This window comes from Streptomyces sp. NBC_01410 (assembly GCF_045040195.1).
Taxonomy (GTDB): domain Bacteria; phylum Actinomycetota; class Actinomycetes; order Streptomycetales; family Streptomycetaceae; genus Streptomyces.
Window position 1 is genome coordinate 5,876,748 of the sequence record NZ_CP109530.1, and the last position, 16,638, is coordinate 5,893,385.

Here is a 16,638-nt window from a genome sequence, read left to right on the forward strand (position 1 = left end):
GGTCGCCCCCAGACCCCCTAAGAAACTTCGGGCCCAACAAGGAGAGCAGGGAACCCAGATGGCGGAGCTCACGATCCGGCCGGAGGAGATCCGGGACGCGCTGGAGAACTTTGTCCAGGCGTACAAGCCGGACGCGGCCTCGCGCGAGGAGGTCGGCACGGTCAGCGTTGCCGGCGACGGCATCGCGAAGGTCGAGGGTCTTCCCTCGGCCATGGCGAACGAGCTGCTGAAGTTCGAGGACGGCACCCTCGGTCTCGCCCTCAACCTCGAGGAGCGCGAGATCGGCTGCGTCGTTCTCGGCGAGTTCAGCGGTATCGAGGAAGGCCAGCCGGTCACCCGCACCGGCGAGGTCCTGTCCGTCGCTGTAGGCGAGGGCTACCTGGGTCGCGTCGTCGACCCGCTCGGCACCCCGATCGACGGCCTCGGCGAGATCGAGACCGACGGACGCCGCGCCCTCGAGCTGCAGGCCCCTGGCGTCATGGTCCGTAAGTCGGTGCACGAGCCGATGCAGACCGGCTACAAGGCTGTCGACGCCATGGTGCCGATCGGCCGCGGCCAGCGTCAGCTGATCATTGGTGACCGTCAGACCGGCAAGACCGCTCTGGCCGTCGACACGATCATCAACCAGCGCGACAACTGGCGCTCGGGCGACCCGAAGAAGCAGGTCCGCTGCATCTACGTCGCCATCGGCCAGAAGGGCTCCACCATCGCGTCCGTGCGCGGTGCGCTGGAGGAGGCAGGCGCCCTCGAGTACACGACGATCGTCGCGGCTCCGGCGTCCGACCCGGCCGGCTTCAAGTACCTGGCGCCGTACACCGGCTCGGCCATCGGCCAGCACTGGATGTACCAGGGCAAGCACGTCCTGATCATCTTCGACGACCTGTCGAAGCAGGCCGACGCCTACCGCGCCGTGTCGCTGCTGCTGCGCCGCCCGCCGGGCCGCGAGGCCTACCCGGGCGACGTCTTCTACCTGCACTCGCGTCTGCTGGAGCGCTGCGCCAAGCTCTCCGACGACATGGGCGCCGGTTCGATGACGGGTCTGCCGATCGTCGAGACCAAGGCGAACGACGTGTCGGCGTTCATCCCGACCAACGTCATCTCCATCACCGACGGCCAGTGCTTCCTGGAGTCCGACCTGTTCAACGCCGGCCAGCGTCCGGCCCTGAACGTCGGTATCTCGGTCTCCCGTGTCGGTGGCTCCGCCCAGCACAAGGCGATGCGCCAGGTCTCCGGCCGTCTGCGTGTGGACCTCGCCCAGTACCGTGAGCTGGAGGCGTTCGCCGCCTTCGGTTCCGACCTGGACGCGGCCTCCAAGGCGCAGATGGAGCGCGGCAAGCGCATGGTCGAGCTGCTCAAGCAGCCGCAGTACCAGCCCATGCCGATCGAGGAGCAGGTTGTCTCCGTCTGGGCCGGTACCACCGGCAAGATGGACGACGTCCCGGTCCAGGACATCCGCCGCTTCGAGAGCGAGCTGCTCGAGCACCTGCGCCGTGAGCGCAAGGAGCTGCTGACCAGCATCGCCGAGGGCGCCAAGATGTCGGACGACACCCTGCAGTCCATCGGTGACGCGATCGCCGCCTTCAAGCGTCAGTTCGAGACCTCGGACGGCAAGCTTCTCGGCGAAGACGCGCCGGTCAGCACGGCCAAGTGACGACGGAAGGGACCTGACTCATGGGAGCCCAGCTCCGGGTCTACAAGCGTCGCATCAAATCCGTCACCGCGACCAAGAAGATCACCAAGGCGATGGAGATGATCGCCGCCTCGCGCATCGTCAAGGCGCAGCGCCAGGTGGCGGCCTCCACGCCGTACGCGACCGAGCTCACCCGCGCGGTGACCGCGGTGGCGACCGGGTCGAACACGAAGCACCCCCTCACCACCGAGGTGGACGCTCCGGTCCGCGCCGCGATCCTGCTCATCACGAGCGACCGCGGTCTGGCCGGCGGCTACTCCGCCAACGCCATCAAGGCGGCGGAGCAGCTCACCGAGCGGCTCCGCGGCGAGGGCAAGGAGGTCGACACGTACATCGTCGGCCGCAAGGGTGTCTCGTACTACGGCTTCCGTGAGCGCAAGGTCACGGAGTCGTGGACCGGCTTCACGGACAACCCGACCTACGCGGACGCCAAGAACGTCGCGGGGCCGCTGATCGAGGCCGTCCAGCTGGACACGGCCGAGGGCGGCGTGGACGAGCTCCACATCGTCTTCACCGAGTTCATCTCGATGCTGACGCAGACGCCGGTGCAGAGCCGGCTGCTGCCCCTCAGCCTCGAGAAGGCGGCCGAGGAGTCGGGTACAAAGGGCGAGATCCTGCCCCTGTTCGACTTCGAGCCGTCGGCGGAGGACGTCCTTGACGCCCTGCTGCCGCGGTACGTCGAGAGCCGGATCTACAACGCGCTGCTCCAGGCCGCTGCTTCCAAGCACGCTGCCACCCGCCGCGCGATGAAGTCGGCGACCGACAACGCCGGGGAGCTCATCAAGAGCCTCTCCCGGCTTGCCAACGCGGCCCGCCAGGCCGAAATCACCCAGGAAATCAGCGAGATCGTCGGTGGCGCCAACGCCCTGGCCGACGCGACCGCGGGGAGTGACAAGTAATGACGACCACTGTTGAGACGGCCGCCGCCACGGGCCGCGTCGCCCGGGTCATCGGCCCGGTCGTCGACGTGGAGTTCCCCGTCGACGCGATGCCGGAGATCTACAACGCGCTCACCGTCGAGGTGGCCGACCCGGCCCTCGACGGCGCCCTGAAGACGCTGACGCTCGAGGTTGCCCAGCACCTCGGCGAGGGCCTGGTCCGCGCGATCTCGATGCAGCCCACCGACGGTCTGGTCCGCCAGGCCCCGGTGACCAACACGGGTGCGGGCATCAGCGTCCCGGTCGGTGACATCACCAAGGGCAAGGTGTTCAACACCCTCGGTGAGGTCCTGAACGTGGACCCGTCCACGGTCGAGATCACCGAGCGCTGGCCGATCCACCGCAAGGCCCCGAACTTCGACCAGCTCGAGTCGAAGACCGAGATGTTCGAGACGGGCGTCAAGGTCATCGACCTTCTCACCCCGTACGTCAAGGGTGGAAAGATCGGTCTGTTCGGTGGTGCCGGTGTCGGCAAGACCGTTCTGATCCAGGAAATGATCTACCGCGTCGCCAACAACCACGACGGTGTGTCGGTGTTCGCGGGCGTCGGTGAGCGTACCCGTGAGGGCAACGACCTCATCGAGGAAATGACCGACTCCGGCGTCATCGACAAGACGGCGCTTGTCTTCGGTCAGATGGACGAGCCCCCGGGCACCCGTCTTCGTGTCGCGCTTGCCGGTCTGACCATGGCGGAGTACTTCCGCGATGTGCAGAAGCAGGACGTGCTCTTCTTCATCGACAACATCTTCCGGTACACCCAGGCCGGCTCCGAGGTGTCCACCCTGCTCGGCCGTATGCCGTCCGCGGTGGGTTACCAGCCGAACCTGGCCGACGAGATGGGTCTGCTGCAGGAGCGCATCACCTCGACGCGTGGTCACTCGATCACCTCGATGCAGGCGATCTACGTCCCCGCGGACGACCTGACCGACCCGGCCCCGGCCACCACCTTCGCCCACCTCGACGCGACGACGGTTCTCTCCCGTCCGATCTCGGAGAAGGGCATCTACCCGGCCGTGGACCCGCTGGACTCCACGTCCCGGATCCTGGACCCGCGCTACATCGCGCAGGACCACTACGACACGGCGACCCGTGTCAAGGGAATCCTGCAGAAGTACAAGGACCTCCAGGACATCATCGCGATCCTCGGTATCGACGAGCTGGGCGAGGAGGACAAGCTCGTTGTCCACCGTGCCCGTCGCGTCGAGCGCTTCCTGTCGCAGAACACCCACGTGGCGAAGCAGTTCACCGGCGTGGACGGTTCGGACGTTCCGCTCGAGGAGTCGATCGCCGCGTTCAACTCGATCTGCGACGGTGAGTACGACCACTTCCCCGAGCAGGCGTTCTTCATGTGCGGTGGCATTGAGGACCTCAAGGCCAACGCCAAGGAGCTCGGCGTCTCCTGAGTCTGCTGACTCGTGGAGGGGGGCGGGTGCGTCCCGCCCCCCTCTTTTCGCCCATGCTGCATCTCCCGGGGGACAACCCCCGGACCCCTGGCCGAAGGGCCCGGGGCGGGCGCCGTCGTTCCGGCGCCCGGAGCGCTATTAGACTTATGACCCAACACCCGGCAGAACCGCCGGGTGGTGACCCGAGGAGCCAACCTTGGCTGCTGAGCTGCACGTCGAGCTGGTCGCCGCTGACCGGCAGGTCTGGTCCGGCGAGGCCACCCTGGTCGTCGCGCGCACCACGTCCGGCGACATCGGCGTCATGCCCGGTCACCAGCCGCTTCTCGGTGTGCTGGAGTCGGGCCCGGTGACCATCCGTACGAGCGAGGGCACAACCGTCATCGCCGCTGTGCACGGCGGTTTCATCTCGTTCGCCGACAACAAGCTGTCGCTGCTGGCGGAGATCGCCGAGCTGGCGGACGAGATCGACGCCCGGCGCGCCGAGCGTGCGCTGGAGCGCGCCAAGTCGGACGAGGACGACGCCGCCGAGCGGCGCGCCGATGTCCGGCTGCGTGCGGTGGCGGTGCGCTGAGCACCCCGCCGACAGTCGTAGCCCTCAGCCGCGGCCCGGGCTGGATTCCTCCAGACCGGGCCGCGGCTGAGGCGATGCAGGTGCACGTGCACGTGGGAATCCGTTACGGGACGATGCGAGGAGGTCGGTGGACATGTTCCTCGCTCTGCTTGTGAGCGCCCTGGTCGTCGTCACACTGGTGGGGATCGGGCTGTTCGTCTTCGGACTGCGCCGACGGCTGATCCAGCGTTCCGGCGGCACCTTCGACTGCAGTCTGCGCTGGAACGTCCCGGAGGAGACCGACCTCTCCGGCAAGGGCTGGGTGTACGGCGTCGCCCGCTACAGCGGTGACCGGATCATGTGGTTCCGGGTCTTCTCGTACGCTCCCCGCCCCCGCCGTGTCCTCGAGCGCTCCGCCATCGAGGTCGTGACCCGGCGTACGCCCGAGGGCGAGGAGGAGCTGGCGCTGCTCTCGGATGCGACCGTGCTGGGCTGTGTCCACCGCGGGACGCGGCTGGAGCTGGCGATGAGCGAGGACGCGCTGACTGGTTTCCTCGCCTGGCTGGAGGCGGCGCCCCCGGGCCAGAGGGTGAATGTCGCCTGAGAGTGTGACGAAGCCCGGGAGATCGAGTCTCCCGGGCTTCGCTGTGCGCAGCGTCAGTTCAGACCGCTGTTGATCGCGCCGACGAGCTCTCCGTTCGTCGTGTCACCGCTGAACTCCCAGAAGAACGCGCCTCCCAGGCCCTGCCCCTTCGCCCAGCTCATCTTCGAGGTGACCGTGGCGGGGGTGTCGTAACTCCACCAGTTGCTGCCGCACTTGGCGTATGCCGTACCCGCGATGGTGCCGGTGGACGGGCAGGTGTTCTTGAGGACCTTGTAGTCCTCGATGCCCTGCTCGTACGTGCCGGGGGCGGGCCCTGTCGCGGTGCCGCCAGGCGTCGCCTGGGTGACTCCGGTCCAGCCGCGTCCGTAGAAGCCGATGCCCAGCAGCAGCTTGGCGGACGGCACGCCCTTCGCCTTGAACTTGGCGATCGCCTCGGCGGAGTTGAATCCCGCCTGCGGGATGCCGGGGTACGAGGTGAGCGGGGAGTGCGGGGCGGTCGGGCCCTGAGCGGCCCAGGCGCCGAAGAAGTCGTACGTCATCACGTTGTACCAGTCGACGTACTGCGCCGCGCCGCCGTAGTCGGCCGCGTCGATCTTGCCGCCGGACGAGGCGTCGGCGGTGACGGCAGCGGTGACCAGGTTGTTCGTACCGAACTTGGCGCGCATCGCCTGCATCAGGTTCTTGAAGGCGGCGGCGCCGCTGGTGTCGCAGGACAGGCCGCAGGCGTTCGGGTACTCCCAGTCCAGGTCGATGCCGTCGAAGACATCGGCCCAGCGCGGGTCCTCCACCAGGTCGTAGCAGGACTGCGCGAAGGCCGCCGGGTTTGCCGCGGCCTGGCCGAAGCCGCCGGACCAGGTCCAGCCGCCGAACGACCAGAGCACCTTGATGTGCGGGTACTTCGCCTTGAGCTTGCGCAGTTGGTTGAAGTTGCCGCGCAGGGGCTGGTCCCAGGTGTCGGCGACGCCGTCGACGGACTGGTCGGCGGTGTACGCCTTGTCGTAGTCGGCGTAGGAGTCACCGATGGCGCAGCGGCCGCCGGTCACATTGCCGAAGGCGTAGTTGATGTGGGTGATCTTCGACGCGGAGCCGGAGGTGTCCAGGTTCTTCACGTGGTAGTTGCGCCCGTAGACGCCCCACTCGGTGAAGTAGCCCAGCTTGACCGTGGAGCCGGGCTCCGGGTCGCCGCCACCGCCGGTGGTGCGCACCGCGCGGGCTCCGCTGACCGGTCCTGTCTGGTCGGCGGTGTCACGCGCCTGGACGGTGTACGAGTAGTCGGTGCCGGCGCTGAGGCCGGTGTTCGTGTACGTCGTGCCGGTCACCGTCGCGATCCTGGCGCCGTCGCGCAGTACGTCGTAGTTCTTGATGCCGTTGTCGTCGGTGGCGGCGGTCCAGCTCAGTGCCACCGAGGTGTCGGTGATGTTGCTCGCGGACGGGGTGCCGGGGGCGGAGGGCGGGTTGTCGCCGGGGACGCTGCCGCCGTCGCACGACGCGCCGTTGAGCTTGCAGCCCGAGGGTGCGCCGGAGCCGCTGCCGTTGAAGCCGAAGGAGACCGAGGCGCCGGGGGCCAGAGTGCCGTTCCAGCTCTTGTTCTTGCCGGTCCAGTGCGTTCCGGAGCTGGTGACATCGGCGTCCCAGGCGGAGGTGACGACGGTGCCCGAGGGGTAGTCCCACTCGACGGTCCAGGAGCTGAGGGAGGTGGTGCCGGTGTTCTTCACCGTCCACTTGCCCTCGAAGCCCGTGCCCCAGTCCTGGACCTTGGTGTAGGTGGCCGTGGCGGAGGTGGCGGCTTCGGCGGGCGCTGCGAGGCCGACCATGGCGGCGAGGGGGAGGAGCAGCGCGGTCAGTGCCGCGACGGCTCTGGATCTGACTCTGAATCTGGTTCTGTGCAGTGGGGGTTGCGTGTTCACGGGTGCTCCTCGAGGAGGTCCGGGACGTTCGGGGGATGGTCCGTGCACTGCGCACCCTGCGTGGCTCAACGCAGTGTGTGTGCGGTGAGACTAGGAAGGTCTGGACCAATCGTCAATAGGTCCAGACCATAGGTGTAAGGGGTGGGGGAGAAGGGAAAGTCAGATACCCAACTCCTGTGCCAGGACTGCCGCTTGGACCCTGCTGCGCAGCTCCAGCTTGCCCAGCAGCCTGCTCATATGGGTCTTCACCGTCGCCTCCGCCATGTCGAGACGTATGGCGATCTCGGCGTTCGACAAGCCCTCGCCGACGCACGAGAGCACCTCGCGCTCGCGTCGCGTGAGCACATCGAGCATCGCCGGGTCGGGCGCGTCCGGTCTGCGTACGGGCGTCGGTGCGGCGAACTCCGCGATCAGACGGCGTGTGACGGCGGGCGCGATCAGACCCTCGCCGCGCGCCACCGTGCGTACCGCCTCCAGCAGATCCGCCGCGTCGGTGTTCTTCAGCAGAAAGCCCGCGGCGCCCGCACGCAGCGCCCCGAAGACGTACTCGTCCAGATCGAAGGTGGTCAGTACGAGTACGTCGGCGAGCTGCTCCGAGACAACCTGCCGGGTGGCCGACACCCCGTCCAGACGCGGCATCTGAATGTCCATCAGCACCAGATCCGGACACAGTTCGCGAGCCAGCCGCACCGCTTCCTCGCCGTCCGCCGCCTCGCCCACGACCTCGATGTCCGGTGCGCTGCGCAGGATGAGGACCAGACCGGCGCGTACGGCGCTCTGGTCCTCCGCGACCAGTACCCGGATCGTCATGCCCTGCCGTCCCCTTCGTCGACGGGCAGTTCGGCCCGTACCCGCCAGATCTTGCCGTTGCCGTCCCCGTCGGTCACCGGTCCCGACTCGAACTGCCCGCCCAGCAGCGCCACTCGCTCCTTCATCCCGACCAGACCGGCCCCCGAGCCGGGCGCCCGCGGCCCGGGCCGGTCGCCGAACGGGCTGGTCACCTGCACCGTCAGCGTCCCCTCGTGCTGGGCCAGAGCAACCCTGACCCGGCCCGGCGACGCGTGCTTGAGGGCGTTCGTCAGCGACTCCTGGATGATGCGGTACGCCGCGAGCTCGACCGGCGCCGGAAGCGCGAGGCTCCCCTCGCGGGCGTCGTCGAGCCCGAACTCCAGACCGCTGGCGGCCCCGTTGGTGCCCGCCTGGCCGAGCAGCGCGTCCACACCGGCCAGGGTCGGGGCGGCCGCCGTCGCGGTACCGCCCCCGCTGTCCCGCAGCAGTCCGATCAGCCGGCGCATCTCCGCGAGCCCGTCGACGCTGTTCTCACGGATCACCCCCAGTGCCTCGCGCGAGGTCTTCGGATCGTCGAGGGAGAGCGCGGCGGTGGAGTGGATCGCGATCGCCGAGAGATGGTTGGCGACCATGTCGTGCAGCTCGCGGGCCATCCGCGCGCGCTCGGCGGTCACCGCCTGGGTGCGGTCGATCTCGGCGAGCAGGGCCGTCTGCTCGGCGCGCAGCTGCGCGGCTTCGGCGGCGTCGCGATGGGTGCGCACGCTCACGCCCGTCCAGGCCGGGGCCACGGTGACCACCGCGAAGACCAGGCCCAGCAGAACGGCCTGCGCGTCCTGGAAGACGACGAGCGCGGTGACCGTCACGGCGGCCGTGGCGACCATGGACACGGCGGGGATACGGCGTGCGGCTGCGGGCTTGCCGTACAGCACGGCCGCGTAGACCAGATCCGTGAACATCGCGATGGTGGCGACATTCCCGTCGGTGAACTGGTCGGCGAGCATCGCAGCGCAGCCGATGGCCAGCGCGGTGTTCGGCATGGTCCGGCGCAGCAGCTCCGCCCCGCTCATCACCGCCAGCGGCAGCAGCAGGAGCCACCGCGGATCGACGCCGTGTCCACTGCGGGTGTCCAGTCCCAGCGCATAGAGCACCAGGCCGCCGAGGAATCCGGTCACGGCGATGAGCACGTCGTCGCGGTGCGGGCGGGTCGGAGCGGTCACGTCCCCATCAAACACGGCGGACGGTCCGCGGGCCTCCACGTCCCGGGCGATGGCCCGGTACATCGAAGGATGCAGTGCCACCTCGTCATTGGCGACGACGATCGGCGGCACCGCGGACGGGAGGCTGAAGGGGAACCGAAAGGAGAGTGCCGTGATCGTCACGCTGATCGTGATCTGCGAGGTCGGCTTCTGGGTCCTGCTGGCAGCGGGACTCGCCACGCGCTATGTGCTGAAGATGCCGCGCCTGGGCGCGGGCCTGCTGCTCCTGGAGCCGCTGCTGGAGGTCGTCCTGCTCGTCGTGACGGCGATCGACCTGAAGAACGGCGCCGAGCCGGACTTCAAGCACGGGCTCGCCGCGCTGTACATCGGCTACACCGTCGCGTACGGCCACTACACGATCAAGTGGATCGACGGGCACGTCGCCCACCGCTTCGCGGGCGCCCCGCCGCCGCCGAAGCCGCCGCGCTACGGAGTGGCCCGGGCCAAGCACGAGGGGAAGCTGTGGCTGCGGACCGTGCTGGCCGCCGCGGTCGCCGTCGCTCTGCTGCAGATCGCGATCTGGTACGTCGGCGACGCGAGCCGGACCGGTTCGCTCAGCTCCTGGCAGTTCGCGGCCCTGCGGGCGGCCGGGATCCACGGCCTGATCGCTCTCACGTACACGATCTGGCCGAAGAAGGCCCCGGCGGCGGACTCAAAGCCCGAGCGCGAGCCGGTCCGCATCGAGCGTTAGCGCTCGCCGCCGGGCGCCCAGAGCACGTCCCCGGCCTCCTTGTTCGCTGTCCTCGCGAGGATGCTGCATCTCCCGGGGGGCGACCCCCGGTCCCCCGGCAGGGGCGTGTCCGGGGCCGTTGTTCAGCGTTCGCCGCCGGGCGCCCAGAGCACGTCCCCGACCTTCTTGTTCGCTGTCCTCGCGAGGATGCTGCATCTCCCGGGGGGCGACCCCCGGACCCCCGGCAGGGGCGTGTCCGGGGCCGTTGTTCAGCGTTCGCCGCCGGGCGCCCAGAGCACGTCCCCGGCCTCCTTGTTCGCTGTCCTCGCGAGGATGCTGCATCTCCCGGGGGGCGACCCCCGGACCCCCGGCAGGGGCGTGTCCGGGGCCGTTGTTCAGCGCTCGCCGCCGGGCACCCAGAGCACGTCCCCGGCCTCCTTGTTCGCTGTCCTCGCGAGGATGCTGCATCTCCCGGGGGGCGACCCCCGGACCCCCGGCAGGGGCGTGTCCGGGGCCGTTGTTCAGCGCTCGCCGCCGGGCACCCAGAGCACGTCCCCGACCTCCTTGTTCGCTGTCCTCGCGAGGATGAACAGGAGGTCGGAGAGCCGGTTGAGATAGGTGGCCGTCAGCGGGTTCATGATGTCGCCGTGCACCTCCAGCGCCGCCCACGTCGAGCGCTCCGCGCGCCGTACGACCGTGCAGGCCTGGTGCAGCAGCGCCGCCCCCGGCGTACCGCCCGGCAGGATGAAGCTGCGCAGCTTCTCCAGCTGCTCGTTGAAGCGGTCGCAGTCCGCCTCGAGACGGTCGATGTAGAACTGCTCGACCCGCAGCGGCGGGTACTCCGGCTCCGCGACCACCGGCGTCGACAGATCCGCACCCACGTCGAACAGGTCGTTCTGCACGCGGACGAGGACCTTCACGAGCTCTTCCGGCAGCTGCCCCAGCGCGACGGCCGTGCCGAGGACGGCATTGGCCTCATTGGCGTCGGCGTACGCGGCGATCCGCAGATCGGTCTTGGCGGTGCGGCTCATATCGCCCAGGGCGGTCGTGCCCTGGTCGCCGGTGCGGGTGTAGATGCGCGTGAGATTGACCATGAGGCCGAGCCTACGCCGCGGCCGCAAGCCGGGCGAAGTGGCCCATGAAGCGCTCAATTACGCGGTACGGGCCGCCTGATGGGCCGTACCGGTGTGATGTCCGTCATCCGAGACGTGACGCGCATCTCTTCACCGCCACAGGGCACCTCACGAGCGCTAACCTCCGCCGGAGAGCAGAAATGTAAACGGGTGTTAAGGGGTGCCGCAGTGGCCAGGAAGCTCGCCGTCATCGGGGCCGGACTCATGGGGTCCGGCATCGCGCAGGTCTCGGCCCAGGCGGGCTGGGAGGTCGTGCTGCGTGATGTCACCGACGCGGCTCTGACCCGTGGCACGGACGGCATCAAGGCCTCGTACGACAAGTTCGTCTCCAAGGGCAAGCTCGAAGCGGCCGACGCCGAAGCCGCCTTGGCGCGCATCACCACGACCACCGATCTGGACGGCGCCGCCGACGCGGACATCGTCGTCGAGGCGGTCTTCGAGAAGCTCGAGGTCAAGCACGAGATCTTCCGTACGCTCGACAAGCTCGTACGGGAGGACACCGTCCTCGCCTCCAACACCTCCGCCATCCCGATCACGAAGATCGCCGCGGTGACGGAGCGTCCGGACCGTGTCGTCGGCGCGCACTTCTTCTCGCCCGTCCCCATGATGCAGCTGTGCGAGCTGGTGCGCGGCTACAAGACGAGCGACGAAACCCTCGCCACCACGCGGGAGTTCGCCGAGTCCGTCGGCAAGACCTGCATCGTCGTCAACCGCGACGTCGCCGGTTTTGTCACCACCCGCCTCATCTCGGCGCTGGTCGTCGAGGCCGCGAAGCTGTACGAATCGGGCGTCGCGTCCGCCGAGGACATCGACATCGCCTGCAAGCTGGGCTTCGGCCACGCCATGGGGCCGCTCGCCACCGCCGACCTGACGGGCGTGGACATCCTGCTGCACGCCACGAGCAACATCTACACCGAGTCCCAGGACGAGAAGTTCGCCCCGCCGGAGCTGATGCGCCGGATGGTGGACGCCGGTGACATCGGACGCAAGAGCGGGCAGGGCTTCTACAAGCACTGACCCTCATCGACCGGTTTGGTATCACCCCGAGGGGTGAATTCGGTATCGGTTCGCTTACAAAGCGCAACTGCTGCACCCATGCGGGAGTCAGTTGTTGCAGAACTTGAAGAGCGAATCAGCAGAGCAAACCAGAAGAGATCACAGGGCACTGACGCACTCACGGGGAGCGCATATGCACATCAGGGGCGACCACGCCGAGCTGGTCGTCGGGGGCCGCCTCGACGTCCGCAGCGCGGCGGACGCCCGTACGGTCCTGCACTCGGCCGTCGACGACGGAGACGGCGACCTGGTGCTCGACCTGACCGACCTCGACTCCTGGGACGCCACCGGCCTGGGAGTCATCATGGGCGCGCACCGCAGAGCCGGCCGGTGCGGTCGCCGGCTGGTGCTGCGCGGCGTACCGCCACAGATGCAGCGACTCCTGGTCGCCACCCGGCTGCACCGGATTCTTGCCATCGAAGGCGGCATCGCGGCCGAATCGCTCCCCAGGGTCTGAACCGTGCGACGCTCGCAATCCTCATGAGAATGTGACGTCGCGGACGGGGCAGCACCCCGCCCCTTTGTAGATACTGAGCGAAGGTCTAAGGTTCGGTCGCCCGACGAATTGAAAGACCCATGCGGCGGGCACCGGACCGAAGCGACAGCGGGGCGTGCAGAAAGGCCGGAGGGACAATCCGCACGCGACTCCGCCACCAGAACCCGATCAACCTCGGCGGGGACGAAGCTCAGCGAATCGCATCTGGGGGGCTTGGACCATGGACAACGACAGTTTCGGCGATGGCGCGGGCCAGGCCCGGCCCCCGCGCGACACCGGCGCCCCGGACTTCAAGAAGTCGGCGTCGGCGCCCGCGCGCACCGTCCAGCTCGTGGCGGGCGACTTCCTGCTCACCGTCAACCCCGTCGACGGCAGCGAGATAGAGCCCTGCCCGCCGGGGCAGCTGCCCACCCGGCCGGGCCGGCACAGCGAGGCCGAGCGCACCGAGCGGCAGCGCGCGGCGCAGCCGCCCGTACCGGCCGGGCCTCCCGCGCCGCGGCTCCCGCTGCTCGAGCGCGGCGAGGAGCGCGAGCGGCTGGTACGGCTGCTCGGCCACGGCCGCTCGGTCCGGCTCACCGGACCCGCGGGCTCCGGGCGCAGCGCCCTGCTCGACATCGTCGCCGAGGATTGCGCGAACCTCGCGCCCGACGGAGTCGTACGCCTCAGCGGCCACCACCGCACCGCCACCGAACTGCTCCACGAGCTCTTCGCCACCGTCCACAGCGCTCCGCTGTACCGGCCCGACCGCGCCGCGCTGCTCGAACACGTCAAGGACATCGGCGCGATCGTCGTCCTCGACGACCTGGAGTTCGGCGGCGCCGCCCTCGGCGAGCTGCTCGACGCCGCGCCCGAGTGCGCCTTCCTGGTCGCCGCCACACCCGATGTCGCCGCACCCGCGGCCGACTCGCACCTCGAAGAGGTCTTCCTCGCCGGACTGGGCCGCAGCGCCTCGCTGGAGCTGCTCCAGCGCACCGTGGAGCGGCCGCTCACCGAGGACGAGTCGAACTGGGCGGGCGACCTCTGGTTCGAGTCCGAGGGCCTGCCGCTGCGCTTCGTCCAGGCGGGCGCGCTGCTGCGGCAGTGCGACAGCCTGCGCACCGACCCGGAGACCCTCGACGACTACACGCCCTTCGACGGCGTCCAGGAAGTCGAGATACCGCTGCCGACGCTGGGGGAGGGGGCCGCGCCCGCTGCCCTGCTCGCCTCCCGGCTGGGCGAGTCCGCCCGCGAGACTCTGCGCTTCGCGGTCGCGCTCGGCGGCGAGGTCCCGCACCAGGCGCATCTGCCGGCGCTCGTCGGGGACACCCACGCGGACGCCGCGCTCGGTGAGCTGATGAGCTGCGGCCTGCTCTCCCCGGTCGGTACGCGCTACCGGCTCGCGGCCGGTGTGATGGCGCAGCTGACGGAGAAGGGCTACGCCGACGAGGCGGCCGCCCATGCCCACACCGCCGCCCAGCACTACGCCTGGTGGGCCGGGCACCCCTCCGTCACCCCCGAGCGGGCGGTGGCCGAGGCGGACGCCGTTCTCGCCGCGCTCGGCGTGCTGGTGCCGGGTCTTGAGGCCGGACATCCCAGCGCGGCCGTCCTGCTCGCCCGCACCGCGGCGCCGGCCTTCGCGGCGGGCCTGCACTGGAGCGCCTGGGAGCGGGCCCTGCGGGCCGGCTCCGAAGCTGCCCGTATCGCGGGCGAGGTGGCCGAAGAGGCGTACTTCCACCACGAGCTGGGCGTGCTCGCGCTCTGCACCGGAAACCTGGACCGGGCGCGTGCCGAGCTGGAGACCTCCATCGGCATGCGCGGCGCGCTCTCCGACAAGCGCGGAACCGTCGCGGGACGCAGGGCGCTCGCGCTCGTCGAGGACCGCTCGGGCGGGCCCGTCGTCGCGGCACGTACCCCGGCGGGCGAGGAGGTGCCGGCCGCGCGTTCCGAGCAGTCGGCGTCGCCGCCCGGAGGCGTACCGGCGCCCGTGCTGCCGCTGGGCCGCGGCATCGGACCCGGCCCGGGAGCCGTGGGAACGCCGAAGGAGAACGAGGAGCCCGCGACGCTCCTGGCACGGCAGACCCCGTCCGGGGGCGGCGCGAAGCCGAGCCGCCGCCGCGCCGTCTTCGGCGGCGCACGGCGCAACCTGGTCGCCGCGGGCGCGGGCGCACTGCTCGCCGCGGTGCTCGGCACGGTGGTGACGCTCGGGGCGACCTCGGACCAGCAGGACCCGCCGAGCAACAAGGTCAGGAACGGCCAGTCCGCGAACGAGGACGACGGCAGTGACGGCCTGGACGCGGACGTGCCCCCGGACGGCTCGACCACCAGCCCGGGCGGCGGGCCCGCGGACGACCCGAAGAACCCGGACCCGGTGACGCCGGGGACGAGTTCGTCGACGGGCGACGCGGCGACGCCGCAAGAGCGGCCGTCGTCGAACGCGTCGACGCCGGGCGGGAGGCCGTCGTCCGGCAGGCCGACGCAGCCGACCAGTAAGCCGACGCCGACCAAGTCGACTTCGCCCACGCCGCCGGGCTCGCCGACGCCGACTCCGTCGACCACACCGCCGGTCACACCGACGCCGTCCACGTCGTCGTCCTCGGGCAGTGACAGCTCGGCCAGCGCCCCGGTCAGCAGCAGCGCCGCCCCCTCGGACTCGAGCAGCGAACCCGTCATCTGACCGCGTCACAACACAGCACGGCCCCGGACCGCCTCGCCGTCCGGGGCCGTACTCGTGCCACAGTCTCAGGCGGACTCAGAACAGCCGCAGCTTGTCGTCCTCGATGCCCCGCATCGCGTTGTAGTCCAGCACCACGCACCCGATTCCGCGGTCCGTCGCCAGCACCCGCGCCTGCGGCTTGATCTCCTGCGCCGCGAACAGGCCCTTCACCGGCGCCAGATGCGGGTCCCGGTTCAGCAGCTCCAGATAGCGGGTGAGCTGTTCGACCCCGTCGATCTCGCCGCGCCGCTTGATCTCGACGGCCACCGTGCCGCCGTCCGAGTCGCGGCACAGGATGTCCACCGGGCCGATGGCCGTGGGGTATTCGCGCCGGATCAGGCTGTAGCCCTCGCCCAGTGTTTCGATCCGGTCCGCGAGCAGTTCCTGCAGATGCGCTTCCACGCCGTCCTTGATCAGGCCGGGGTCCACGCCCAGTTCGTGCGAGGAGTCATGGAGGATTTCCTCCATCGTGATGATCAGTTTCTCGCCCGCTTTGTTGATCACGGTCCAGACGCTGTCGTCACCCTCCTTGAGCGTGCAGGGAGGGGACATCCAGTTCAGGGGTTTGTACGCCCTGTCGTCCGCGTGGATCGAGACGCTGCCGTCGGCCTTGACCAGGATCAGACGGGGAGCGGAGGGCAGGTGGGCGGTGAGCCGGCCCGCGTAATCCACGGAGCAGCGGGCGATGACAAGACGCATGGTCGGCAACGCTACTCGACGCGGACCGGTGCGCGCGATTCTCCCACCCGTAGCCCACCGCCACCCTCGTTCGAGGCCGTTCGGGCCGCCTGCCCCTTTTCGCCCTGTTCGGTATTGGCCGGTTGTACTCCCAATCTCCTGGTGCGCTCCGGACGGCGCACTTACCGTGTAAGCGGGAGGTTGTCGGTTGTGCACTCTGCGTCGTCGTGCGTCGTTCGTACGACGTCGTTGTCCGTCGTCCTCCTTCCCTGCCCGTAAGACCCCGTTCACCGGGGTCGCGAGAGGAGAACCCATGTCGCTCGACGTCTCACCGGCGCTGTTGGAACAGGCCGAGCGAGGCGAGGTCGACGAAGCTGCATTCGTCGACTGCGTCCGGACCTCCCTGCCCTTCGCATGGGAGATGATCAGTTCTCTGGTGGCTCAGCTGAAGGTGGACGGCGGCGACTTCGCCGACAACCAGACGCCGCCGCCGGACGAGCAGGCACGTGGTCAGCTGCTGCGTGCGCTCGCGAGTGACGCCATTCGCGGTGCGCTCCAACGGCACTTCGGGGTGCGCCTCGCATTCCAGAACTGCCACCGCGTCGCGGTGTTCCCGCTGGACTCCTCGGTCGACGAGCGGCTTGCCCGCTTCACTTCCATACGGGGCCAGTTGCTCAACCAGTCGCCCGAACTGCGCGACTGCTGACGTCTTTTGCTGCCGCTCCGCATCGCGGGAGGTGCTACAGATGTCGGAGCGGCAGCACCTCCCGTGCGGT

15 protein-coding genes are annotated in these 16,638 nt (G+C 69.6%); 10 read left to right on the forward strand and 5 right to left on the reverse strand.

Annotated features, from left to right (window positions below):
* Nucleotides 1-58: 58 nt before the first annotated feature.
* The 5 genes from atpA (at nucleotide 59) to OG741_RS27215 (ending at nucleotide 5,185) form a co-directional block, all read left to right on the forward strand.
* On the forward strand, nucleotides 59-1,651 hold the full coding sequence (gene atpA / locus OG741_RS27195) for a F0F1 ATP synthase subunit alpha (protein WP_405602138.1): 1,593 nt from the start codon (nucleotides 59-61) through the stop codon (nucleotides 1,649-1,651).
* Nucleotides 1,652-1,671: 20 nt separating this feature from the next.
* Complete coding sequence (locus OG741_RS27200; protein ID WP_405602141.1) at nucleotides 1,672-2,589, forward strand: F0F1 ATP synthase subunit gamma; 918 nt, start codon at nucleotides 1,672-1,674, stop codon at nucleotides 2,587-2,589.
* Nucleotides 2,589-4,031: a F0F1 ATP synthase subunit beta gene (gene atpD / locus OG741_RS27205; RefSeq protein WP_405602143.1), complete on the forward strand. Its 1,443-nt coding sequence runs from the start codon at nucleotides 2,589-2,591 to the stop codon at nucleotides 4,029-4,031. Before OG741_RS27200 ends, atpD begins: the two co-directional genes overlap by 1 nt.
* A gap of 196 nt (nucleotides 4,032-4,227) precedes the next feature.
* Complete coding sequence (locus OG741_RS27210) at nucleotides 4,228-4,602, forward strand: F0F1 ATP synthase subunit epsilon (protein ID WP_328668224.1); 375 nt, start codon at nucleotides 4,228-4,230, stop codon at nucleotides 4,600-4,602.
* A 133-nt stretch (nucleotides 4,603-4,735) separates the two neighbouring features.
* A complete protein-coding gene (locus tag OG741_RS27215) occupies nucleotides 4,736-5,185 on the forward strand; it encodes a DUF2550 domain-containing protein (protein ID WP_266487480.1) in 450 nt (149 codons plus the stop codon).
* 53 nt (nucleotides 5,186-5,238) lie between these two features.
* On the opposite strand, the gene OG741_RS27220 is transcribed toward OG741_RS27215, so the two are convergent.
* From OG741_RS27220 to OG741_RS27230, 3 genes are all read right to left on the reverse strand, one after another.
* Entirely contained in the window at nucleotides 5,239-7,092 is a 1,854-nt protein-coding gene (locus tag OG741_RS27220) for a glycosyl hydrolase family 18 protein (RefSeq protein ID WP_405602146.1), read from the reverse strand.
* A 159-nt stretch (nucleotides 7,093-7,251) separates the two neighbouring features.
* Entirely contained in the window at nucleotides 7,252-7,902 is a 651-nt protein-coding gene (locus tag OG741_RS27225; RefSeq protein ID WP_405602149.1) for a response regulator, read from the reverse strand.
* On the reverse strand, nucleotides 7,899-9,098 hold the full coding sequence (locus OG741_RS27230) for a sensor histidine kinase (protein WP_405605801.1): 1,200 nt from the start codon (nucleotides 9,096-9,098) through the stop codon (nucleotides 7,899-7,901). Before OG741_RS27230 ends, OG741_RS27225 begins: the two co-directional genes overlap by 4 nt.
* A gap of 151 nt (nucleotides 9,099-9,249) precedes the next feature.
* Here OG741_RS27230 and OG741_RS27235 point away from each other — a divergent pair, with 151 nt between their 5' ends.
* Nucleotides 9,250-9,828: a hypothetical protein gene (locus tag OG741_RS27235; protein WP_405602150.1), complete on the forward strand. Its 579-nt coding sequence runs from the start codon at nucleotides 9,250-9,252 to the stop codon at nucleotides 9,826-9,828.
* A 500-nt stretch (nucleotides 9,829-10,328) separates the two neighbouring features.
* On the opposite strand, the gene OG741_RS27240 is transcribed toward OG741_RS27235, so the two are convergent.
* A complete protein-coding gene (locus OG741_RS27240; RefSeq protein WP_405602151.1) occupies nucleotides 10,329-10,901 on the reverse strand; it encodes a cob(I)yrinic acid a,c-diamide adenosyltransferase in 573 nt (190 codons plus the stop codon).
* A gap of 207 nt (nucleotides 10,902-11,108) precedes the next feature.
* Here OG741_RS27240 and OG741_RS27245 point away from each other — a divergent pair, with 207 nt between their 5' ends.
* The 3 genes from OG741_RS27245 (at nucleotide 11,109) to OG741_RS27255 (ending at nucleotide 15,145) form a co-directional block, all read left to right on the forward strand.
* On the forward strand, nucleotides 11,109-11,957 hold the full coding sequence (locus tag OG741_RS27245) for a 3-hydroxyacyl-CoA dehydrogenase family protein (protein ID WP_405602154.1): 849 nt from the start codon (nucleotides 11,109-11,111) through the stop codon (nucleotides 11,955-11,957).
* A 172-nt stretch (nucleotides 11,958-12,129) separates the two neighbouring features.
* Complete coding sequence (locus OG741_RS27250) at nucleotides 12,130-12,453, forward strand: STAS domain-containing protein (protein WP_266487487.1); 324 nt, start codon at nucleotides 12,130-12,132, stop codon at nucleotides 12,451-12,453.
* A gap of 259 nt (nucleotides 12,454-12,712) precedes the next feature.
* Nucleotides 12,713-15,145: an ATP-binding protein gene (locus OG741_RS27255; RefSeq protein ID WP_405602158.1), complete on the forward strand. Its 2,433-nt coding sequence runs from the start codon at nucleotides 12,713-12,715 to the stop codon at nucleotides 15,143-15,145.
* A 75-nt stretch (nucleotides 15,146-15,220) separates the two neighbouring features.
* Here OG741_RS27255 and nucS read toward each other — a convergent pair whose 3' ends face one another.
* On the reverse strand, nucleotides 15,221-15,883 hold the full coding sequence (gene nucS / locus OG741_RS27260) for an endonuclease NucS (protein WP_405602160.1): 663 nt from the start codon (nucleotides 15,881-15,883) through the stop codon (nucleotides 15,221-15,223).
* A 292-nt stretch (nucleotides 15,884-16,175) separates the two neighbouring features.
* On the opposite strand from nucS, the gene OG741_RS27265 reads away from it, so the two are divergent.
* On the forward strand, nucleotides 16,176-16,568 hold the full coding sequence (locus OG741_RS27265) for an SCO5389 family protein (RefSeq protein ID WP_266487491.1): 393 nt from the start codon (nucleotides 16,176-16,178) through the stop codon (nucleotides 16,566-16,568).
* The last annotated feature ends 70 nt before the right edge of the window (nucleotides 16,569-16,638 follow it).

Coding starts and splice junctions, on each gene's coding strand:
- OG741_RS27265 (WP_266487491.1), top strand. CDS start 16,176: ATGTCGCTCGACGTCTCACCGGCGCTGTTGGAACAGGCCGAGCGAGGC.
- OG741_RS27215 (WP_266487480.1), top strand. CDS start 4,736: ATGTTCCTCGCTCTGCTTGTGAGCGCCCTGGTCGTCGTCACACTGGTG.
- OG741_RS27200 (WP_405602141.1), top strand. CDS start 1,672: ATGGGAGCCCAGCTCCGGGTCTACAAGCGTCGCATCAAATCCGTCACC.
- nucS (WP_405602160.1), bottom strand. CDS start 15,883: ATGCGTCTTGTCATCGCCCGCTGCTCCGTGGATTACGCGGGCCGGCTC.
- OG741_RS27225 (WP_405602149.1), bottom strand. CDS start 7,902: ATGACGATCCGGGTACTGGTCGCGGAGGACCAGAGCGCCGTACGCGCC.
- atpD (WP_405602143.1), top strand. CDS start 2,589: ATGACGACCACTGTTGAGACGGCCGCCGCCACGGGCCGCGTCGCCCGG.
- OG741_RS27250 (WP_266487487.1), top strand. CDS start 12,130: ATGCACATCAGGGGCGACCACGCCGAGCTGGTCGTCGGGGGCCGCCTC.
- OG741_RS27240 (WP_405602151.1), bottom strand. CDS start 10,901: ATGGTCAATCTCACGCGCATCTACACCCGCACCGGCGACCAGGGCACG.
- atpA (WP_405602138.1), top strand. CDS start 59: ATGGCGGAGCTCACGATCCGGCCGGAGGAGATCCGGGACGCGCTGGAG.
- OG741_RS27255 (WP_405602158.1), top strand. CDS start 12,713: ATGGACAACGACAGTTTCGGCGATGGCGCGGGCCAGGCCCGGCCCCCG.